The 20,666-nt window shown below is 74.6% G+C and carries 18 protein-coding genes and 2 pseudogenes; 9 read left to right on the top strand and 11 right to left on the bottom strand.

The genetic code is table 11. The annotated features are described in order from the left end of the window. Nucleotides 1-2 precede the first annotated feature (2 nt). The 3 genes from ACWCHM_RS32655 to ACWCHM_RS32645 are packed head-to-tail and all read right to left on the bottom strand — an operon-like array spanning nucleotide 3 to nucleotide 5,366. Complete coding sequence (locus ACWCHM_RS32655; protein WP_454221176.1) at nucleotides 3-1,034, bottom strand: DUF3152 domain-containing protein; 1,032 nt, start codon at nucleotides 1,032-1,034, stop codon at nucleotides 3-5. A gap of 5 nt (nucleotides 1,035-1,039) precedes the next feature. Beyond that, the gene (locus tag ACWCHM_RS32650; protein ID WP_204957650.1) at nucleotides 1,040-2,077 is read right to left on the bottom strand and encodes an alpha/beta fold hydrolase; all 1,038 of its coding nucleotides are present in this window, start codon (nucleotides 2,075-2,077) and stop codon (nucleotides 1,040-1,042) included. A 46-nt stretch (nucleotides 2,078-2,123) separates the two neighbouring features. After that, nucleotides 2,124-5,366, bottom strand: a complete 3,243-nt coding sequence (locus ACWCHM_RS32645) for a hypothetical protein (RefSeq protein ID WP_454221175.1) — start codon at nucleotides 5,364-5,366, stop codon at nucleotides 2,124-2,126. A 149-nt stretch (nucleotides 5,367-5,515) separates the two neighbouring features. Between ACWCHM_RS32645 and ACWCHM_RS32640 the strand changes: the two genes are divergently transcribed. The 4 genes from ACWCHM_RS32640 to ACWCHM_RS32625 all read left to right on the top strand — a co-directional run bounded on the left by ACWCHM_RS32640 (nucleotide 5,516) and on the right by ACWCHM_RS32625 (nucleotide 9,776). Beyond that, complete coding sequence (locus tag ACWCHM_RS32640; RefSeq protein ID WP_204957649.1) at nucleotides 5,516-6,154, top strand: TetR/AcrR family transcriptional regulator; 639 nt, start codon at nucleotides 5,516-5,518, stop codon at nucleotides 6,152-6,154. A 66-nt stretch (nucleotides 6,155-6,220) separates the two neighbouring features. After that, nucleotides 6,221-6,448 carry a DUF3107 domain-containing protein gene (locus ACWCHM_RS32635; RefSeq protein ID WP_088644741.1) on the top strand — a complete coding sequence of 76 codons (228 nt, stop codon included), beginning with the start codon at nucleotides 6,221-6,223 and terminating at the stop codon, nucleotides 6,446-6,448. A 294-nt stretch (nucleotides 6,449-6,742) separates the two neighbouring features. Then, nucleotides 6,743-8,461, top strand: a complete 1,719-nt coding sequence (locus tag ACWCHM_RS32630; protein WP_454221174.1) for a DEAD/DEAH box helicase — start codon at nucleotides 6,743-6,745, stop codon at nucleotides 8,459-8,461. Nucleotides 8,462-8,597: 136 nt separating this feature from the next. Beyond that, nucleotides 8,598-9,776, top strand: coding sequence for a class I SAM-dependent methyltransferase (locus tag ACWCHM_RS32625; RefSeq protein WP_204957647.1), 1,179 nt, complete (start codon nucleotides 8,598-8,600; stop codon nucleotides 9,774-9,776). A gap of 5 nt (nucleotides 9,777-9,781) precedes the next feature. Here the strand turns inward: ACWCHM_RS32625 and ACWCHM_RS32620 are convergent, their stop codons facing one another. Further along, nucleotides 9,782-10,219 (bottom strand): hypothetical protein, encoded by a 438-nt coding sequence (locus ACWCHM_RS32620; protein WP_281902650.1) that lies wholly within the window; start codon nucleotides 10,217-10,219, stop codon nucleotides 9,782-9,784. Nucleotides 10,220-10,438: 219 nt separating this feature from the next. Here ACWCHM_RS32620 and ACWCHM_RS32615 point away from each other — a divergent pair, with 219 nt between their 5' ends. Continuing rightward, the gene (locus tag ACWCHM_RS32615; RefSeq protein ID WP_204957645.1) at nucleotides 10,439-10,855 is read left to right on the top strand and encodes a helix-turn-helix domain-containing protein; all 417 of its coding nucleotides are present in this window, start codon (nucleotides 10,439-10,441) and stop codon (nucleotides 10,853-10,855) included. Nucleotides 10,856-10,898: 43 nt separating this feature from the next. On the opposite strand, the gene ACWCHM_RS32610 is transcribed toward ACWCHM_RS32615, so the two are convergent. From ACWCHM_RS32610 to ACWCHM_RS32590, 5 genes and pseudogenes are all read right to left on the bottom strand, one after another. Continuing rightward, on the bottom strand, nucleotides 10,899-12,161 hold the full coding sequence (locus ACWCHM_RS32610) for a hypothetical protein (protein ID WP_454221173.1): 1,263 nt from the start codon (nucleotides 12,159-12,161) through the stop codon (nucleotides 10,899-10,901). A gap of 116 nt (nucleotides 12,162-12,277) precedes the next feature. Beyond that, nucleotides 12,278-13,777, bottom strand: a pseudogene (locus ACWCHM_RS32605) (helicase-related protein); the annotation flags it as partial. A 153-nt stretch (nucleotides 13,778-13,930) separates the two neighbouring features. Beyond that, nucleotides 13,931-14,566: pseudogene (locus tag ACWCHM_RS32600) on the bottom strand (DEAD/DEAH box helicase); the annotation flags it as partial. A gap of 132 nt (nucleotides 14,567-14,698) precedes the next feature. Continuing rightward, nucleotides 14,699-14,980, bottom strand: coding sequence for a hypothetical protein (locus ACWCHM_RS32595; RefSeq protein WP_454221172.1), 282 nt, complete (start codon nucleotides 14,978-14,980; stop codon nucleotides 14,699-14,701). An 85-nt stretch (nucleotides 14,981-15,065) separates the two neighbouring features. Then, nucleotides 15,066-15,488: a DivIVA domain-containing protein gene (locus tag ACWCHM_RS32590; RefSeq protein WP_454221171.1), complete on the bottom strand. Its 423-nt coding sequence runs from the start codon at nucleotides 15,486-15,488 to the stop codon at nucleotides 15,066-15,068. A gap of 299 nt (nucleotides 15,489-15,787) precedes the next feature. On the opposite strand from ACWCHM_RS32590, the gene ACWCHM_RS32585 reads away from it, so the two are divergent. After that, complete coding sequence (locus tag ACWCHM_RS32585) at nucleotides 15,788-16,018, top strand: winged helix-turn-helix domain-containing protein (protein ID WP_454221170.1); 231 nt, start codon at nucleotides 15,788-15,790, stop codon at nucleotides 16,016-16,018. 195 nt (nucleotides 16,019-16,213) lie between these two features. After that, entirely contained in the window at nucleotides 16,214-16,417 is a 204-nt protein-coding gene (locus ACWCHM_RS32580; protein WP_454221169.1) for a hypothetical protein, read from the top strand. Between the two features lie 311 nt (nucleotides 16,418-16,728). Here ACWCHM_RS32580 and ACWCHM_RS32575 read toward each other — a convergent pair whose 3' ends face one another. Continuing rightward, on the bottom strand, nucleotides 16,729-17,064 hold the full coding sequence (locus ACWCHM_RS32575; RefSeq protein WP_454221168.1) for an adenylyltransferase/cytidyltransferase family protein: 336 nt from the start codon (nucleotides 17,062-17,064) through the stop codon (nucleotides 16,729-16,731). Nucleotides 17,065-17,325: 261 nt separating this feature from the next. Next, nucleotides 17,326-18,459 (bottom strand): glycerophosphodiester phosphodiesterase, encoded by a 1,134-nt coding sequence (locus tag ACWCHM_RS32570; protein ID WP_454221167.1) that lies wholly within the window; start codon nucleotides 18,457-18,459, stop codon nucleotides 17,326-17,328. A 191-nt stretch (nucleotides 18,460-18,650) separates the two neighbouring features. Here ACWCHM_RS32570 and ACWCHM_RS32565 point away from each other — a divergent pair, with 191 nt between their 5' ends. Beyond that, a complete protein-coding gene (locus tag ACWCHM_RS32565) occupies nucleotides 18,651-19,985 on the top strand; it encodes a TrkH family potassium uptake protein (protein WP_454221166.1) in 1,335 nt (444 codons plus the stop codon). Then, nucleotides 19,975-20,643 carry a potassium channel family protein gene (locus ACWCHM_RS32560; RefSeq protein WP_239484964.1) on the top strand — a complete coding sequence of 223 codons (669 nt, stop codon included), beginning with the start codon at nucleotides 19,975-19,977 and terminating at the stop codon, nucleotides 20,641-20,643. Before ACWCHM_RS32565 ends, ACWCHM_RS32560 begins: the two co-directional genes overlap by 11 nt. Nucleotides 20,644-20,666 lie beyond the last annotated feature (23 nt).

Here is a 20,666-nt window from a genome sequence, read left to right as displayed (position 1 = left end):
ACTCAGAGCGCCGGGCCGGCATACCGGCGACCGTCCAGGTACGGCCACGGGTTCGCGGTGCAGCCCCGCAGGAACAGCGACTGCTGCTGCATCACCGGCGCCGGCCGACCCGCCCCCGGACACCCCTCGTGGCGGTGCCCCAACTGGTGACCCACCTCGTGGTTCACCACGTACGTCCGGTAGACCGACAGCGGCACCCCGGCCCGGACGAAGTGCGGCACCGACGTCCGCCACCGGTCCAGGTTGATGATCACCTTCCCCGGCGCGCGGCACGACGTGTACGGCACGCCACCGACCCTGATGTCCACACCCCCGGCCCGGCACAGCCGCCCCGCCGTGCCGCGGGTCGCCAACTGCACGGTGAAGTCGGCAGACGCGTTCCCCGGCACCCGGCGCAGCCGCAACCGGCCGCCGTCCACCCAACTCCCCGGCCCGGCCAGGGCCGCCTGCACCTGGTCCGAGAAGGCACGCACGTCCTCGCCGGAGCCGTCCTCCACGGCCACCCGGTAGCGCCGCAGGCCGCCCGACCGGCCCAGCGTCGCCCCCGCCCGGTCGTCGTAGCGGAAGGTGCCCCGGCCCGTCGCCGGCACCGGGCCCGACAGCGCCAACGGCGGCACGGTCCCCGCCGGGACCACGGCACCGGCCGGTGCCGGCCGGGCCGACCCGACCCCGCCCGGCGCACCGACCGGCCCGGCCCCGACGACCGACCCGCCGCGACCGAACGGCCTGCCCGCACCGGACGCTGCCCCGGCACCGAACGCCCCGGTGGCACCGGGCGATCCGGCGGTCACACCGGACGCGGGTACGCCGGGCAGGCCGGCCGGGCCCGGCGCGTAACCGTTCGGGCCGCCCGGTGCCGTCGCCGGACCGGCGACGGGCCGGCCGGCAGCCGGCGGCGGGGTGGCGACGGCCAGCCCGCCGGAGGTCACCACCAGCAGCAGGACCACCAGCGCGGTCGGACGCCAGCGGGCGGTGCCGGACGCCGGCCGTGGGAGGAGGATCGGACGCGGGTCACGGGAGGGGAGCGCAGACATCCGGGTCAGGATGCCATGCCGGGAAGCCACCTTCCGTCATCACCGGACCCCGGCGCGTCATCACCGGGCAGGGTCGCGGGACGCTGCGCCGACGGGCCCGGCGTCGACTCGGCGAGCAGGTGCAGCACCGCGCGGGCCACCGTACGCGGCACCTCCAACTGCGCCACGTGTCCGACGCCGGCCAGCATCATCAGCCGGCTGTCCGGGATGACCCGGGCCGTCTGCGGGGCCACCCGCACGTCCACCAACCGGTCCTTCATCCCCCCGACCACCAGCGTGGGCGCCCCGATGCCGGCGGCGATCCGCCACAGCGACTCCGGCCCCGGCAGGTACGACCGCAGGAAACTGGCCACCAGCCCCCGGAACGTGCGCACGTACGCGGCGGCGTAGTGGGGCGCGTCGTAGCGGACCCGGATCTCCTCCAACGCCTCCTGCCGGCGCTGCTCGCTGATCCGGCTCAGGTCGGCCACGCACGCCTCCATCGCCTGCTGGGCCATCACCTCCGGGGCGAGCTGGGCGAGCCGCCAGGCGGCCAGCCGCTCCCCGCGCGGAATGGCCAGCAGCGGCAGCATCCGCCCCTGCAACGAGCGGCCGAAGTTCAGGAACGGCAGCGCCGGGGAGATCAACGTCAGGGTACGCACCAGGTCCGGCCGGCGACCGGCGACGTACACCGAGACGGCGCCGCCCAGCGAGTTGCCGAACAGGTGCACCGGCCCCCGGCCGGAGTGCTCGATCCAGCGCACCACCCGGTCGGCGAAGGCCGGGATCGTGTACCGCAGCCCCGGCTCGCTACGCCCGAAGCCCGGCAGATCGATCGCCTGCCCGTCGAGGCGCTCGGCGAGCAGACCGGCGAGGTCCGTCCAGTTCTGCGACGAACCGCCCAACCCGTGCACGTACAGCGCCGGTTCCGCGTCCGGGCCGGTGGCCGGGGTGTCCCGGACGTAGGTGACCGTGCCGTCGAGGCGTACCGGCCGGCCGGGCCAGGGCGGGGGCAGCCGGTGCGGGGGCAGGTGCTCCTCGGGCCAGAGGGCGGCGCGTTTCATACCGCCAAGTGTTCCCGTTCCGGCCCCGTACCGACAATGTGGCCGGTCAGGCCAGCAGCGCTTCGAGGCGACGGTTGACCGCCGCCAGGGTCGCCCGCACCACCGCCTGGCGTGGGTCCCCGGAGACCAACGCCGACCCGGCCAACTGCTCCACCCAGCCGTCGCAGACCAGCAGCACCACCACGGTCGCCACCTCGCAGTTGCCGAACGGCACCACGGCGGCGTGCTCGACGAAGCACCGCCCCCGTTCGGCGGTGCGCTCGGCGTGCCGCAGCAACTCGTCCACCGCCGCGGCGGCGGCCACCGCGCACAGCCGCAGGACGTAGCCGTCCACGGCCGGCCCGGTGGCGTGCCCGGCGGCCGGCTCACCGGCGGTGAGCAGGCGTACCTCCACGTTGGCGTCCAGGCCGAAGGTGCTCACCTGGACGTGGTCGATGACCACCCGGGGCCCCGGCACGCCGCCGGTGTCCAGCGGTCGCGAGGGCGCGGTCTCCGTCGTGGTCATCTGCCCGCCCGAGTACGACGCGTTGAGCGTCGCCGGGCTGCCGGTGGGCGGCAGCGCGCCCGGGAGGGTCTCCTCCACGCTGGCCCGTCCCCGGTGCGGGGTCGACTGTCGGCGTCGCCGGGGCACCCCGGACGCCGTCGGTGACTGCTCGGCCGGCGGGTCCTCGGCGTCGCGGGCCGGGCCGCCGGTCGCCGCGTCGGCGCGTACCCCGGTGGCCTGTCGCTCCGCGGCGGGCCGGGCGGCCGGGGGCTCCGCCGCCGACCGGGCCGGGTCACCTGCCGGCCGTTCCGCGGGGGTCGGCAGGCCGGCGGCCGGCTCGACCACGCGGGGTTCACCGGTACGGCGGCGCATCGGCGGCGGCACCGCGGCGCTGGGCTCACCGGACAGGCTCTGCGGTGCGGCGGCGAGCCCCATCCGTTCCTGGAGCAGGCGGGCCACCAGCCGGCTCACCTCCGCCGGGTCAGCCCCGTCGGACAGGTCGAGCCGCAGGCTGTGCGCCCCGGCCGGGGTACGCCGCAACGCCGCGTCGCGGACCCCGGCCACCTCACGTACGGCGTCCAGGATCGCGTTGACGTCGAAGCCCTCGGGGCGTTCCCGCAGCGGCGCCGGCTCGTCGTCGCGGCGCAGGTGGGTGGCGATCCGGGCGAGTTCCGGGGTCTCGGCGGGGGGCTCCACGGCTGGCGGCTCCGGCACGACGGGCACGTCCGGTTCGGCGGGGACGCGCTGCGGCAGCACCGCCGTGCCCCGGTCCGGTCTCCGTCCGTCCACCACCGGCTCGGTCGTGGTCAGCGGATCGGGCGCGGATCGGCGGGCCGCGTAGGGGGGTGCGCTCGTCGGGGCGGGCGCTGCGGGGATCTGGTCCAGCCGGCGTGGCCCGCTCGTGGCGGGGGCACCGGCGGTCGGGAGGGGCTCCGGCGGGTGGCCGGGCAGGTCGGTGGCGGTGGCCGGCTCGGTCGGCACCGACCGGAGCCGGAACGGCTGGTCGGCGCGGCCGGCCGGGGAGGTCGCCGGGCGGGGCGACGGTTCGTCGCGCGGGAGCCGGAACGGCTGCTCGGCGCGGACGGCGGCGGGCAGCGGGGCGGCCCGGTCCTGGCGCAGGCCGGTGGGCTCGTCGCGGGTCAGCGGCACCACGCCCGGCTCGTCGCGGGCGGCGGGCTCGTCCCGGGGCGACGGCGGCGGAACGACAGGCACCTCCCGCGGGGGCGGGGGCACCTCGGTGGGTCTCCCCGTCGACCATCCGGGCCGCTCGGCCGGGTGCAGTCGTTGCAGTGCAGGCGGCTCGGCCGGATGCAGCCGTTGCGGCACGGGCGGCTCGGCCGGATGCAGCCGTTGCGGTGCGGGCGGCTCGGCCGGCGACCGGTCCCGCTCGCCGGGACCGGGCCAGTTGCGCCCGGCCGGGTCCGACCAGTCCCGCTCGGACCGGTCGGCCCAGTCCCGCCCGGCGGGGTCGGACCAGTCCCGCTCCGGTCGGGTGCCCCGCTCGGACCAGTCCGGACCGGCACGGTCGGCACGGTCCCGCTCGGCGCGATCGGCGGGCTCGTGCCGCTCCGGCCGGTCGGCGCGCTCGGACCAGTCCGGTACGGGGTACTCCCCGCTCCGCCCGGCCCAGGCTCGCTCGGGGTGGTCGATGCCCGGGGTTCCCGGGGCGACCCGCTCGGCGGCCGGCCGTTCCCGCCCGGACCGCTCGGCGGTGGGCTCCGGCAGGGCCGGTGGGGTGGCCGGTTCGGTTCGGGTCAGCTCGTACGGGCGGGGCACCTCCGAGCGCACCGGCTCGTACGGGCGGGCGGGCTCGGCGCGCACCGGCTGGTACGGCCGGGCCGGTTCGGCGCGCACCGGCTCGTACGGGCGGGCGGCCTCGGCCGACCACTCGGCCGCGCGTTCGGCACGGGTACGTCGGCCGACCGGTGGTTCCTCGTCCCGCGACCAGGAGGGGCCCCAGGTCCCGCCCCAGCTCGGGCGGTTCCAGCTCGGTCCGGACCAGTCCGGCTCGTCCGGCCCGGCGGTCGCCCGGCGCTCGCCGGACGGCGGCTCCCCGGCACCGCGCGCACCGACGCCCCGCTGGTCCGTCCCGGACGGCCCGGTGTCGGCGGTGGGCTCGGGGCGGTCGGCCCCGCGTGGCCCGTCAGGCGCGGAGAAGCGGTCGCGGGGGTCGTCGCCCGGGGAACCGGTGCCGCCCCGCTCGGGCGCGTGGAAGCCGGGGGGCACCTCGAAGCCGGAGGCGGCGGTGCCCACCGGGGGGACCTGCACGGCCGGTGGGGCCGAGGTGGGCAGGTCGCCTGCGGGCCGGTGGGCCGGCCGGGGTGCGGCGGGATCGTCCGAGGAATGCCGGGCGGCCTCCGGGTCGTGCTGCGGCCCGGCCGGGGAGGCCGGCCGGGGGGCCGGCACGACCAGCCGGTCACCGTCGGTGACCCGGGGGTCGGCGGGGTGGCCCGGCCCGCCGGGCGGGGCGCTCACCGGGCGCCGCAGCGGCGCCGGGAAATCCGGTGCCGAGTCGTGACCATTGCGGTGGACCCGACCGTTACGCGGGGACTCCTCGTCTGTCGACGGGGCGGCGAACGGCGCAGGTAGATCACCGTGCCGGGACGGCTGACCACCCCAGCCGCCGGCGGGGTCGGGCCGGTTCCACGGCGACCCGGTCTCCCGGTAACCCGGGGCGTCGACGCCGCCGGACCACCCGGTCGCAGGTGCCCACCCACTGGCGGAGCGGGCCAGGTCGTCGTGCTGACCCGTCCCGTCGCCGTGCTCTCCCGGGGTGGCGGCACCGGGTTGCCCTGATTCACTCACCGCGCGCTCCTTGGTCGCCCCCGCTGAGGCTACCGTGTGGTGACAGTGGCGATAAGTTACAGCGGCGGGCCAATTCCGGGGCCGGGGTGAGTGCCCTGACCGGTACGGGGTAAAAGTGCCGGCTGGAATGACGAAACTCGGAGGTTCCCATGACCGCTGTGGGGAACGGTGCGCAGACTGCCGGCCGGCCCACCCGGCTGCCCCGTTCAGCACGCCGTAAGCAGCTACTCGCGGCGGCTCAGGAGGTGTTCGTGGCGCAGGGGTACCACGCCGCCGCGATGGACGACATCGCCGAGCGGGCCGGGGTTTCCAAGCCCGTGCTGTACCAGCACTTCCCGGGAAAGATGGATCTGTATCTGGCGCTGCTCGACACGCACTGTGACGCCATCGTCGCCAAGGTGCACGAAGCGATGCGCGGCACGAACGACAACAAGGAGCGGGTCGGCGCTTCGGTGCGCGCGTACTTCGACTTCGTCGACCACGAGAGCGAGGCGTTCCGACTCGTCTTCGAATCCGACCTGCGCAACGACCCGGCCGTCCGGCAGCGGGTCGAGCGGGTGGAGCAGGGCTGCATCGCGGCGATCACCGACACCATCATCTCGGACACCGGGGTCAGCCGGGCGCACGCCGAGCTGCTCGCCTCCGGCCTGGTCGGCGCGGCCGAGACGGCCGCCCAGTTCTGGCTGGCCGGCGGCCGGCAGGTGCCGAAGGCCGAGGCGGAGGCGCTGGTCGCGGCGTTGTCCTGGCGGGGTATCGCGAGCTTCCCGCTCCAGGGTGAGTCGGCCTGAACATCCGGCTCCGAGATCGGATAGCCTTCCCAACGGCGGCTATCTCGCCCACCTGAGGAGGCACACGTGGAGGTCAAGATCGGCGTGCAGTACGCGCCGCGCGAGCTGGTTCTGGAGAGCGCGCAGTCGCCGGCCGAGATCGAGCAGATCGTGACCGACGCCTTCGCCAAGGCGGAGGGGACGCTCTCCCTGACCGACGAGAAGGGTCGACGGGTCATCGTGCCAGTCACCAAGGTCGCCTACGTCGAGATCGCCGAGGCGTCCGCCCGCGCGGTCGGTTTCACCGTTCGCTGAACCGGTCCGACCCTGCGGCGGGCGATGCCTGCCGCAGGGCGACCCGGTGACGCGGGTCACATTTTTCACCCCTGCCGAAAAGCCGGCCATCCAGGTCAGGGGCGTGTACCCACCCGCTCGGGTAGGATGAGGTAGTTGCCGTGGGCGCCGATCTGATCGAAGTCCTGCCCACGGCGCGCGTGCGGCCCGGTCTGACACGGCGATTTTCCGCCGCCGATCGCGTGGCCCGCGCCATACCGACCGCGCCCTGAGGACACCACGGGGCGCACCACGAGAGGGCACCCCCAGATCCAGATGAGCGAACAGATTCTCGACCAGCTGGAGGGCCAGGAACTGGCCCCCACCGCCCCGGTCCGCCCGGAGGCCCCCACGTTCGCCGCGCTCGGCGCGCGGCCCGAGACCGTCGAGGCCCTGGCTGCGGCGGGCATCACCCGCGCCTTCGCGATCCAGGAGTACGCGCTGCCGATCGCCCTGCGCGGCACCGACCTGATCGGTCAGGCACCCACCGGCACCGGAAAGACCCTCGGGTTCGGCGTCCCGCTGCTGGAGCGGGTCTTCGCCCCGGCCGAGGGCAGCGACGGCGTGCCGCAGGCCCTGGTCGTCGTACCCACCCGCGAGCTGGGCATCCAGGTCGCCAAGGACCTGGCCGCCGCCGGCCGTACCCGGGGCGTCCGGGTGCTGCCGATCTACGGCGGGGTGGCGTACGAGCCGCAGATCGACGCGCTGCGCAAGGGCGTGGAGATCCTGGTCGGCACCCCGGGCCGGCTGATGGACCTGCAGAAGCAGAAGCACCTGCGGCTGGACCGGGTCCGCGCGCTGGTGCTCGACGAGGCCGACCGGATGCTCGACCTGGGCTTCCTCGACGACGTCGAGAAGATCCTGGCGATGCTGCCGGAGGACCGGCAGACCATGCTCTTCTCGGCGACCATGCCGGACCCGATCGTCACCCTCTCCCGGCGGTTCCTGCGCCGGCCGGTGACGATCCACGCCGGGCACACCGCCGAGACCGGGCCGTCCCCGCAGACCCAGCAGCTGGCCTACCGCACCCACTCGATGAACAAGATCGAGATCGTGGCGCGGATCCTCCAGGCCGAGGGGCGCGGGCTGACCATGATCTTCACCCGGACCAAGCGGGCCGCCGACCGGGTCGCCGAGGACCTCGACTTCCGGGGCTTCGCGGTGGCCGCGGTGCACGGCGACCTGGGCCAGGGCGCGCGGGAACGGGCGCTGCGCGCGTTCCGGGCCGGCAAGATCGACACCCTGGTCGCCACCGACGTGGCCGCCCGGGGCATCGACGTGAGCGGCGTCACCCACGTCATCAACTACGACTGCCCCGAGGACCAGGACACCTACACCCACCGGATCGGTCGTACCGGCCGGGCCGGGGCGACCGGGGTCGCGGTCACCTTCGTCGACTGGGACGACATGCCCCGGTGGCGGATCATCGACAAGACGCTCGGGCTCGACATGCCGGAGCCGCCGGAGACCTACCACACCTCCCCGCACCTCTACACCGACCTGGACATCTCCCCCGAGATGACCGGCACCCTGCCGACCGCCGAGCGGACCCGCGCCGGGCTCTCCGCCGAGGTCGAGGAGGACCTGGGTGGCCGGTCCCGCCGGGGCGAGAGCGGTGGCCGGGGCGGCCGACGCGGCGAGACCCGGGGACGCGGCGAGAGCAGCGGTCGGGGCGGCGGACGCGGTGACCGGCGTCGGGCCCGCCCCGACTCCGACGCGCCGGATGCCACCGGAACGCCCGTGGAGGCCGCCGAGGAAGGCCCGCGTACCCCGCGCAGCCGGCGTCGCCGCCGGGCCGGCGAGGTGGTCGGGGGCGAGTCGACCACGGTGACCACCGGCGGGTCCACCGACACCGCCACCGGCCCGACCGGCGAGCCCGCCGTCGCCGCCGGGTCGGCCACCGAGGGTGAGCCGGGCCGGCCGCGTCGCCGCCGTCGCCGGCGCGGTGGTGGCGGCTCCGGCGCGGACGCGCCGGCCGAGGCCACCGCCGACTGACCCGACAGCACCGCCGACATCCCCCGGCCGTCCGACGGTCCGGGGGATGTCCCGTCTGCGCCGGTGGGCACATCGCCCTCCCTGCCCGGGGCGGGCCGGAAGCGGCGAGGGCCGGGTGGGAAAGGATGATGGGACCATGCCGGAACCGTTGGACGCCGCCCTGACCGAGGTCAGGGCGTTGCTGCTCGACCCCGCCCTGACCCGTGCCGTCGCCGCCGGCCGCCGTCGGGGCCAGCGCCCCTCGGTGGTACGCGCCGAACTCCGCCCGGTCGCCCTCAAGGCCGGCCCCCGGTTGCAGATCGCCACGTCCGACGGCGCACGGCCGTACACCCGGAACGTGTCGCCGGGCGCGGAGGCCGACGCGGCGGTCGACGCGCTGCTCGCCGAGCCCTTCGGCAACTGGCACGTGGAGACCGCCGGGGCGACCCTGCAGCTCCGGGTGACCAAGTCCGGCGAGGCGCAGGTGCACCGGGCGGCGGCCAGCCGGCCGGCCGCGCCCGCCGACGGCCACGACCGGGCCAAGGAGTACCTGCTCGACCCGGGCGACCCGATCTTCGCGGAGATCGGCGGCAACGCCGCGAAACGCCGGCAGGTGGACGCCTTCCTGCGGGCGCTGGCCGCCACCCTGCCCGACGACCTCACCGGGCGGCTGCGGGTGGTCGACCTGGGCTGCGGCAACGCCTACCTGACCTTCGCCGCCTACCGCTACCTGACCGCCCGCGGGCTCGACGTGGAACTGGTCGGGGTGGACGTGCGGGAGGACCAGCGGCAGCGCAACAGCGAGCTGGCGGAGCGCCTCGGCTGGGCCGACCGGGTCACCTTCGTGGCCGGCACGATCGCCGACGCGGTGGTGGAGCCCACCCCCGATCTGGTGCTCGCCCTGCACGCCTGCGACACCGCCACCGACGAGGCGCTGGCCCGCGCGGTGCGCTGGGACGCCCGGTGGGTGCTGGCCGCGCCGTGCTGCCACCACGACCTCGCGGCGCAGCTGCGCGCCCGGCCGGCCCCGGCACCGTACGAGTTGCTGACCCGGCAGGGCATCCTGCGGGAACGCTTCGCCGACGTGCTCACCGACGCGCTGCGGGCCGGGCTGCTGCGGTCACACGGCTACCGGGCCGAGGTGGTCGAGTTCGTCGACTCCCGGCACACCCCCCGGAACCTGCTGATCCGGGCCCGCCGGACCGGCACCGGCGGCGGTGACCCGCAGGCGGCCGAGTACCGGCAGCTGGTCGACCAGTGGCAGGTGACCCCGCGCCTGGCCACGCTGTTGGCCGACCCGACCGGGGACGGCGTGGCGGACAGCGTGCGGGGCTGAGCGGTTCAGCGCCGCCGGTCGCCGCCGCGGCCGCCGGGGCGCTCCCCCGGCCTGCGGTCGACGATCGAGGAGATCCGCTCCCGCGGCCTCCGCTCGTCGTCGCCGGGCGCGGCAGGGAACGGCACCACGGTGCCGGACAGTTCGGCGTTGCCGGCGGCGGCGAACGCGTTCCAGGAGATGTCGACCAGGAGCCGTTTGAGTTCGGCGTGCCTGACGGCGGCGCTGCGTTGCAGGGCCAGCCGGACGCCGAGCAGCACCCCCACCAGGGTGGTGGTGACCGCACCGGCGGCGGCCAGCACGTGCGCCCCGGTCGCCTCGTCACCGGTGAACACCAGCACCAGCAGCCAGCCCCAGAAACCCAGGGCGAACACGGCCGCCTTGACGACGAAGAAGAGGCTGACCGCACCGGGACGGTGCGACGCCGGACGGTCGGACTCGGCCATGCTGCTCCTCACCGGATGCGCGACAGGTGACGAACCCGTCGGGTTCGATTGACCTACGACAACTGACGCTGTGTCACGAACTGTGCCGCCGCCCCGCGTGGAGGCCGGACGGGGACTCAGCCGGCCGGTACGGGGAATTGCACCGGACCGCCGTCGTACTACCCTCGGGGGGCGTACCGGACACCCCGGCTCCCACCCGAAGAGGACGATCTCACAGGCATGGGTTCGACAGAGGTTTCACCCCAGATGGCGTTCGCCCGCTTCGTGCGACGGGCCATCGACGACGCCCGTGACGAGCGGGGTTGGACGGTGAGCGATCTCGCTGCCCACACCGGTGTGGGTCGGTCCACCGTCTTCCGCTGGCTCGCCGGCGACTGGCAGGACTACCCCGAACTGGCCAAGGTACGCGGCTTCTGCGCCGCCCTCGACCTGCCGGTCGCGGCGGCCTTCCGGGCGCTCGGCCTGCCCGACGCGGGGCCCGCCCCCCGCCGCCGCGCCGACGACGGCCCGGTGGAGGCCGACGTCCGGGTGATCCTCGACCGGCTGGCCGATCCGACGGTACCCGCCGAGGAGAAGCACCACATCCGTGACCTGCTGCGCTATCTGGCCCGCCGTCCGGTCCGCCGCGCCGGCTGACCGCCGCGCCGGTCGATCCGGCCGGCTCCCCGGACCGCCGGTCTCAGCGGACGGTCAGGGTGAACTCCGCGGTCCGCACCACGCCCGCCACCTGGAAGTCCAGGTACATCCGGTAGTTGCCGGGGCCGGGTGCGGTCAGCCAGAACGTCACCGTGTCGGCGGCCGGCCCCGGGCCCGGGTGCACGTGCAGGTAGCCCAGGTCCCCCTCGCGCAGGGCGACCAGGTGCCCGTACGCGCCGAGGTAGCGCTCCAGGGCGACGGGTCGCCCCGCCGGGTCCCGGACCGTGAACCGCAGCGGTACGGCGGCGTCCACCTGCGGGGTGCCCTCGTAGTCGACGGTGAACCCGTCGACGGCCGCCCGGCTGGCCGGGGCGGGCAGCGGACGGGGCGCGTACTCCCCCGGGGCGACCAGGTCCACGCCCAGCGTCGCCGGGGTCTGCCGGCCGTCGTCGGCGACCGCCGTGAAATCCGTGTACGCCCGCCAGACGCCCGGCTGCGGCAGGGTCAGCGGGATCGACCAGGTGCCGTCGGCGGCCATCGTCGGGTGCAGGTGCTGGAATCCGGTGAGGTCGCGGCGTACCACCACCAGGTGCATCGGCTTGTCGTGCACGACCGCGAACCGGGTGACCGGGCGACGCTGCGCGTCACGGATCTGGAACCGCAGTTCCCCGGCCCGCCCGGCGACGAACTCCCCGCCCGACCGGACGAGTGTGTAACCGCCGGAGCTGACGGACAGACCGGTGGCCGCGTCGCCTGAGGAGTCCCCGCCGGTGCCGTCGTGCTGGTGTGCGCCGGTGCCCGGAGCGTGGGTGTGGTCACCGGCGGCCGTCGCGGCGGTCGCCGTCGTACGCTCGGTCGGCCGCCCGTTGGCCCGGCCGAGCCCGAAACCGAGCAGGACGGCCAGCACCAGACCGCCCACCACCAGCGCCAGCCGCAGCGTGGCCCGGTCCGGCCCCACCGTCGACGCCCCGTCCCCGGTCGTAGTCCCGCCTGACAGGGTCCATCCGCCGGGTTCCGCGCCGCCCGGTTCCTGCCGGTCCACCGGGTGTGCGCTGCCCGCGTCACTGCCGCGCCCCTGCTGGCCCGTCGGTCGGGCGATGCCTGCGTCGGCCCCCCGGGCCGGCTGCTCCACCGGTCGCGCGACGCCCGCCTCGGCATCCCGGCCCGGCTGGTCCACCGGTCGGGCGATGCCTGCGTCGGCATCCCGGGCCGGCTGGTCCACCGGCTCCGGGGTGCCCTGGTCGGGGGCCGGTCCGCCGCCGGCTGCCGGGCCGGCGGGCCGGGTGACGGATCGCTGGTCGGCCATCCGCTCACCGTACCGCCGACCCCGACGGCACCGGGACGACGGCCGGACACCGTGGCGGCGGTCGCACCAGGGCCGGCCGGGGAACTTATCCGCCCGGTCCGCCGACCCGGGCCGGGTCAGCCGGCGACGGCGAGGGCGAGCGGGAGGACGTCGGGGGCACCGGAGCGGCGCAGCAGGCGGGCCGCCATCGTCATCGTCCACCCGGAGTCGACCAGGTCGTCGACGAGCAGCACCGGGCCGTCCAGGACGGTCAGCGCCCCGGCCACCTCGTCGGGGAGGCTGAAGGCGTCGTGCAGGGCGCGTACCCGCTGGGCGCTGTTACCGCGCGGCCCGCCGCCCCCGGCCGGGCCGACCGGGGTGACCGCGCCGAGCAGCGGCAGCCGGCCGACCGTGGCGATCCGCTCGGCGAGCGAGGCGACCAGGACCGGGTGGCTGCGGGAGCCGACCGCGACCACACCGGCCGGGCGACGCGGCCACGGGTCGTCGCCGTGCGCCCAGGCTTTCAGCACCTCCACCACGGCCGTCACGACGTCGTCGGGCACCGGGCCGTCGGCCGTGCCAGGGCCGACCAGGGCGCGGAGCCGGCCACCCCAGCCCAGGTCGGACAGCCGCCCCACGGCCCGACCGGGCAGCGCCTGCTCCGTCGGCGGAATCCGCCCCTTCAGCGGTACGCCGACCGCGTCGAGGCCGGTCGGCCAGAGCTTCTTGGGGGCGATCTGCACCCCGGGGCGCCCGAGGAAGGTCTGTGCGGCGGTCAGCGCGGGGCCGGACACGTCGGCGGTGAACAGGGGCGCGGCGCAACGGTCGCACCGGCCGCAGTCGTCCGCCCCGCTGTCGTCGAGGCAGTCCCGCAGGTACCGCATCCGGCAGCCGGGCGTCGCGGCGTACTCGCGCATGGCCTGCTGCTCGGCGGTGCGGGCCTCGGCGACGCGGCGCAACCGGGCCTCGTCGTAGGTCCAGGGTTCGCCGGTGGCTAGCCACCCCCCGCGCACCCGGCGGACCGCGCCGTCGACGTCGAGCACCTTGAGCATCAACTCCAGGCGGGTCCGGCGCAGGTCGACGAGGGGTTCGAGGGCCTGGGTGGAGAGCGGCCGGTCGGTGTGCAGGGCGGCCAGCACGGCACGCACCTGCTCCTCGGGCGGGAAGGCGAGTGAGGCGAAGTAGCGCCAGATCGCGGCGTCCTCGACGCCGGGCAGCAGCAGCACCTCGGCGTGTTCGACGGCCCGACCGGCGCGGCCGACCTGCTGGTAGTAGGCGATCGGCGAGGGCGGCGCACCCAGATGCACCACGAAACCGAGGTCGGGCTTGTCGAACCCCATCCCGAGCGCGCTGGTCGCCACCAGCGCCTTGATCTTGTTGTCGAGCAGGTCCTGTTCGGCGGCGCGGCGGTCGGCATCCTCGGCCTGGCCGGTGTAGGAGGCCACCGACCAGCCGCGCGCCCGGAGGAACTCAGCGGTCTCGGTGGCCGCCGCGACGGTGAGCGTGTAGATGATCCCCGAGCCGGGCAGCGCGTCCAGGTGGTCGGCGAGCCAGGCCAGCCGGTGCGCCGGGCTGGGCAGGTCGAGCACGCCGAGCCGCAACGACTCCCGGTCCAGGGTGCCCCGCAGCACCAGCACGTCGGCCCGGCGCGCGGCCCGGTCGGGTGCCGCCACCGGACCGGCAGGGGATCCGGCCAGGTCGGCCGACGACCCGGACGATACGTCTCGACCGGCGTGATCGACCTGATCGGCATGATCAGCGCGGTCGGCATGATTGGCGCGGTCGGGCGGGCCTGGGGTCGGTTCGGTGCCGAGTTGCTCGGCGACGTCCCGGGTCACCCGCTCGTTGGCGGTGGCGGTGGTGGCGAGCACCGGGGTCCGCTCCGGCAGGTTGCCCAGGAAGGTACGCAGCCGGCGGTAGTCGGGCCGGAAGTCGTGCCCCCAGTCGGACACGCAGTGCGCCTCGTCGACCACCAGCAGCCCGGTGGTGGCGGCCAGCCTCGGCAGGACGGCGTCCCGGAAGTCGGGGTTGTTGAGCCGCTCGGGGCTGATCAGCAGCACGTCCACCGTGCCGGCGTGGATCTCGGCGGTGATCTCGTCCCACTCGTCGAGGTTGGCGGAGTTGATGGTGCGGGCCCGGATGCCGGCGCGGGCCGCCGCCTCCACCTGGTTACGCATCAACGCCAGCAGCGGCGACACGATGACTGTCGGCCCGTGCTCGCCGCGTTCGCGCAGCAGGGCGGTGGCCACGAAGTAGACCGCCGACTTGCCCCACCCGGTGCGCTGCACGCAGAGCACCCGCCGCCGGTCCACCACCAGCGCCTCGATGGCCCGCCACTGGTCCTCCCGCAGCCGGGCGTGCGCGCCGGCCAGCCGCCGCAGCACCTCCTCGGCCCGCTCCCGCACGGCCGCCCGATCCCCACTCATCCGGCATTCCTACCACCCCGGCCGGACACCCCGACCTCCCACGCAGTTGATCAAGAGGTTTACGTCATGAACCGCTCTTCGGGTGACGCGAACCTCTTGATCACCGGGGCGACCGGGAGGGAGGGAGGGCGATCACCGGGGCTGCCGGGAGGGAGGGGCGGTGGGGTGGGGGTGGGGGGTGCAGGCGTCGGGGTGGTCGGCGGGGCGGGTGCAGCGCTGGGCGGGTGTCAGCGGTCGGTCGCAGTAGACCCAGTGGCGTACGGACTGGGCGTCCTCGCGGGACAGGGTGGTGCCGCCCCGGTCGACGTTGGACAGGAAGCCGAGTGCCCGGGTGATCGCCCGGGCGAGTCCCTGGGCGGAGACCAGGTCGTCGGCGGTCACGGGCAGGTGGACGACGAACCGTTCCCGGCTCACCGCCGCACGCCCGGCTGACCGACCGTGAAGCCTGCCCGGCTCACCGCCGTACGTGCGTGCTGCTCGGCGGCGAAGCCAGTCCGGGTCACCAGCGCACGTCCGAGGTGAAGTGGGTTCGCCAGGAGCGCAACGCGCGCTTGATCCGTTGGTTCTCCTCCCTGGTCAGGGCCAGGTCACGCCGGGCCGCCGCCAGGTCGGCGGCCACCCGGTGCAGGAAGGCGTGCACCTCCACCGGGTCGAGACCCCGCTTGACCAGGCCGAACTGTCGTTCCTTGACCTGTCGGGCGGTCAGCGGCCGACACGCCTGCGAGCGGTACCAACCACCGTTGGGCGGGCGCTCCGACCAGCGTCGTCCCGCCCGGCGACGGTGCGGGCGAGGTCCCGTGCGTTGCCACAGGCGCTCGCGGGTCGTGGCGGGCCACGGTCGATGGCTGGCAAGACGGCGCCACCGGCGGTGAGCGGTGAAGCCGCGCCACGGGCGGCGGAGCAGGGACAGCAGGGTGCGCATGGGTCACCTTCCGGGTCGCGTCCATTCGGTGCAGTGGAAGGTGACCCGGTCCGCCGATAGGGGACGCGGACCGGGTCACCGGCCTCGGGACCGCAGCCCTGTTCGGCGGTACGGCCCCGGAGCCAACCCTTGGTGTCCGCCCCCGAGGTCTGCCGAACCAACCGGAGTCGAACACTCGAAAACCTACACCAGTATCTAGCTATAGTCGACCCTCAGCTACCGGAGTGTCGACAACCTGTTGCAGTTACTTGTGCAGGTAGGGCAAGATCAGGGATGCCGAACCAACCGGAGCCCTCACCATGCCCACTGCACCCGCGCCCTTCAAGGTGATCGCCAACGACTTCGCCGCAAAGATCAAGAGCGGTGAGCTGAATCCGGGCGACAAGCTGCCTTCCACCCGCGAGATTGCCGACCAGTACGGCGTCAGCATGAACACCGCCTATCGGGCGATGTCGCTGCTGCACGACCGTGAGCTGATCACCGGTCAGCCCGGCCGGGGCACCTACGTCGCCGAGCCTGCGACGCGCTGACCCGCCCCACGGCAACCCCGCGCCCGGCAAACCGGCGTGCACGCAAACCCGCGCCCGGCCAACCGGCGTGCACGCATCGCCGGCCACCAGACCGGCGCACCCGCCAGCGTGGAGAACCGCCCCGCCGCCCTGTCGGTGGCCCTTGACCCGGGGATCCACTCTGGGCGACAGAGCCCTCACCCACTGGAGGCAGACATGCGCTGGCTCATCATCCTCATCGTCGTACTCGTGGCCCTCGCAGCCGTGGCATGGTGGCGTCGTGGCCGTCGGCCGGTGACCGACGGCGACCGGCAGGTACGTGACCTGACGGCATCGGAGCAGGCCCGCCGCCGCCGGGACGACCACCGGAACCCGACGGACGGCAGCAACCTCCGCAGCACCGGGGGCGGAAGTCTCTGATCGGACTCCCGAGCCCGAGATCCTGGGTCACGCCACTTCCCTGAACCGATGGGGCGGTGTCGGGCCGGCGTACCGGCCGGCCTCCCCACCCGGACCGTTGGATTGTGGAGAGTTGTTGCGGCCCAGGCGACAACAACTCTCCACAATCGGAGCGCCCCGGCCGTCCGGTGTCCGCGCTACCCCGGTCGCGGCAGCGACTTCCCCAGCGTGCGTACGGCGGTCGACGACATCGCCGCCAGCGCGGGCTGGGCGGGCAGGAAGACCGTGGGGACGCCCAACGACTGGTTCATCGCGGCGAGCCGGCATTCGGCCTAAAGGTCGGTGGTGTTCCGCACGCCCCGGACGATCACTCCCACCCCGTGGCGGAGGCAGTACTCGGCGGTCAGGCCGCGCCAGACGGCGACGGTGACGGAGGTCCACCCGGCTGGCAGGCTCGCCCGGACAGCGGCGGCCCGCTGCTCTTCGTCGACGCCCGGACGCTTCGCGCCGTTGACCGCGACGAGCACGACCACCTCGTCAAAGAGGGCGCGCGCCCGGCCCACCACGTCCAGATGCCCGGGGGTGAAGGGGTCGAAGCTGCCGGGATAGACGGCACGCACGCGTACCCGAACAGGGGTTCCTGCCGGCGGCGGCCCGTCGATGCGCATGGCCCGACTGTAGGTGCCGGCCGTCGCCACGTGCCAGCGAGACCATGTGTACGCGGCCGAACGACTCCTGGCCGGTCCGGGATCGCGCCTGGGCGATTGATCCACTCCCGGGGGCCGATGTAGCGGTGTCCCACGCCACGGGACACCGCTACATCGGCGACATTGAGCAGCTTCTCGACCCGGGCGGGTGCCGGGAGTTCGAAGTCGATCAAGCGCCCGACCAGACCAGACCCGACCGGGCGCGGGCGGGTCAGCGGGTGGTCAGCGGGTGGGGAGGCCGGCGCGGGCGGCGACGGCGGTGTCCGGCTGGTCGGCGAAGACCCCGTCCAGGCCGAGGCCGAGGAAGAGCTCGTACTCGGCGGTGATGTCGCCCCGGGCGTTCGGGTCGGCGCCGATCCGGAAGTCGACCGGGAGGAACTGGTTCTCGGCCCGGAACGTCCAGGCGTGCACCAGCAGCTGGTGCCGGTGCGCGTCGCGGATCACCGTGGTCGGGGCGAGCAGCTTGCCGGTGGCGTCCCGGGGGACGATCAGGTTCTTGTTCAGCCCGACCCCGTCGGCGTACCTGGCGATCCCGCGCAGGCCGGCGGCGGTCGCCAGGTCCTGGTAGGTGCGGGGGTCACCGGCGGCGGTGAAGTCGTACGGCCGGCCGGTGGCGTCGAGGAGCTGGACCAGCGGCACGTCGATCATCCGGTCGAGCGTGCGCAGGTTGGCGGTCTCGAAGGACTGGATGAAGACCGGGTCGTCGCGGTGGGTCAGCTTGTTCCGGCGCAGCACCGTGACCAGCGGCTCCTCCAGCGGCAGCCCGATCGAGGCGAAGTAGGTGGGGTGCTTGGTCTCCGGGTAGACGCCGATGGTGCGGCCCCGCGCCTTCGACTCGGCGCGGGCCAGGTCCAGCACCTCCTGGAAGGTGGGCACCGCGAACCGGCCGTCGAACGCGGTGTTCGCCACCCGCACCTGGGGCAGCCGCTCCTTGGCCCGCAGCGTCTTCAGCTCGGCCAGGGTGAAGTCCTCGGTGAACCAGCCGGTGACCGGCACCCCGTCGATGGTCCTGGTGGCCTTGCGGCCGGCGAACTCCGGGTGGGCCGCCACGTCGGTCGTACCGGAGATCTCGTTCTCGTGCCGGGCGACCAGCACCCGGTCCCGGGTCGAGACCAGGTCGGGTTCGATGTAGTCGGCGCCCATCCGGATCGCCAACCGGTACGCCTCCAGGGTGTGCTCCGGGCGGTAGCCGCTGGCCCCCCGGTGGGCGATCACCAGGGGCCGGTGGGTGGCCCGGTCGGCGCGGTCCGCGTCGTCCTCGCGGGCCGAGGCGGCGCCGGGGGCGGCCACCGGGACGGCGACGGCCACGGCGAGCAGCGCGCCGGCCACACCGAGAGCGGAAAGGGTACGTCGCAACGCGATCTCCTTGGTCGAGGGGCACCCGGCCGGACGCCGGTATGCCCGACAGGCGTTCACAGCAGACCGGGCGCGGCTGACGGCCAGTTGGTCGCCGACTGGCCGTCAGGTGAACCCTGCGGGGAGACCGGGACCGGGCCGGGATACGCGATTCACCGACCCGGTCCCGCCGGAATCGACAGGATTGTCTGGTGCGCCGGTTCCTCCGTCACCCCGTCCGGCTGGTGCCGTTCGGTTTCCTGGTGACGATCGCGATCGGCACCGGCCTGCTGATGCTGCCCTGGGCCACCAGCGCGCACCGGTTCACCCCGCTGGTCACCGCGCTGTTCACCGCCACCTCGGCGGTGTCGGTCACCGGGATGGCGGTCACCGACACCCCGAACTACTGGAACGGCTTCGGGCTGGTGATGATCACCGTGCTCACCCAGGTCGGCGGGCTGGGCATCCTCACCGGCGCGGCCCTGGTCAGCCTGGCGGTCACCCGGCAGCTCGGGCTGCGCAACCGGCTGCTGGTACAGGCCGAGACCGCCGAGTACGGCCCGGCCGACCTGCGCCGGCTGCTGCTGCGTATCGCCGGCACGGTGTTCGGCTGCGAGCTGGTGATGACCGCGGTGATCACCGCCCGGCTCCGGCTCGCCTACGACTACTCCCCCGGCCGGGCGCTGTGGTCGGCGGCGTTCCACTCGATCCAGGCGTTCAACAACGGCGGTTTCACCCTGTACACCGACGGGCTGGTCGGGTTCGCCCGGGACCCGTGGGTGGCGCTGCCGCTGGCGTTCGGCGCGATCGTCGGCGGGCTGGGCTTCCCCGCACTGTTCGAGGCGTTCCGCCAGCGTCGCCGGCCGGGCCGCTGGGCGGTGTCCACCAAGCTGACCGTCTGGGGCAGCGTGGTGCTGGTGGCGGGGGGTTTCGTCGGGCTGCTCGTCACCGAGTGGAACAACCCGTTCACCATCGGCACCTACGACACCCCGGGCAAGTTGCTCGCCACGTTCACCCAGATCGCGCTCAGCCGTACCGGTGGCTTCGACGTGATCGGCGTGGCCGCCCTCCGCGAGGAGAGTTACCCCCTGCTCATCGCCCTGATGTTCATCGGCGGCGGCAGCGCCAGCACCGCCGGTGGGATCAAGGTCTCCACGTTCTTCCTGCTCGGCTTCGTCATCTGGGCGGAGCTGCGCGGTGAACCGGACGTCACCGTGGGCCGCCGCCGGATCGCGGTGGCCAGCCAACGCCAGGCGTTGACGGTGGCGCTGCTCAGCGTCGCCCTGGTGACCGTCGGCACGCTCGGCCTGACCGTGCTCACCACCGACGTCCGGTCCAACGCGACGCTGTTCGAGGTGACCTCGGCGTTCAGCACCGCCGGCCTCACCGTCGGGCTCACCCCGCACCTGCCCGCGTCGGGGCAACTGGTACTGACCGTGCTGATGTACGTCGGGCGGATCGGCCCGCTCACCCTCGGTTCGGCGATCGCGTTGAACACCCGACGCCGGCTGTACCGCTACCCGAAGGAGCAACCCGTTGTCGGCTAGGGACGAAGGCGACGGCGACATCGCCGTGATCGGGCTGGGCCGGTTCGGCTGCCACCTGGCCGGGTCGTTGACCCGGCTCGGCCACCGGGTGCTCGCCGTGGACCGCGACCCCGACCGGGTGCAGCGCTGGTCGGCGGTTCTGGACCGGGTGGTGCAGGCCGACGCGACCGAGGAACAGGCGCTGCGGCAGCTCGGCATCGACGACTTCACCCGGGTGGTGGTCGCCATCGGCGCCTCGGTGGAGGCCAGCGTGCTCACCGTGCTGGCGCTGACCGAGGTGGGCGTACCGCAGGTGTGGGCGCGGGCGACGTCCCGCAAGCACGCCAAGATCCTGGCCTCGGTCGGCGCCCACCACGTGGTCTTCCCGGAGGCGGAGACCGGGGAACGGGTGGCCCACCTGATCGTCAGCCGGATGCTCGACTTCATGGAGTTCGGCGACGACTTCGCCATCGCCAAGGTGCCGGTGCCTCCGCCGCTGGTCGGTCACCGGCTGCGGGACCTGGCGGTGCAGGAGCGCTACGGGGTGATGGTGGTCGGTGCGAAACCGGCCGGGGAACGCTTCCGGTACGCCGACCCGGACACGGTGCTCGGGCCGGGCAGCGTCCTGATCGTGGAGGGCGGGATCGCCCGGGTGCAGCAGTTCGCCGCCCTACGCTGACCGCGCCGTCCGCCCGCCGCGAC

The sequence above is a fragment of the Micromonospora sp. SCSIO 07396 genome, from assembly GCF_053667945.1.
The sequence above is the reverse complement of the archived record's forward strand: the minus strand, read 5'-3'. Positions and strand labels throughout refer to the sequence as shown.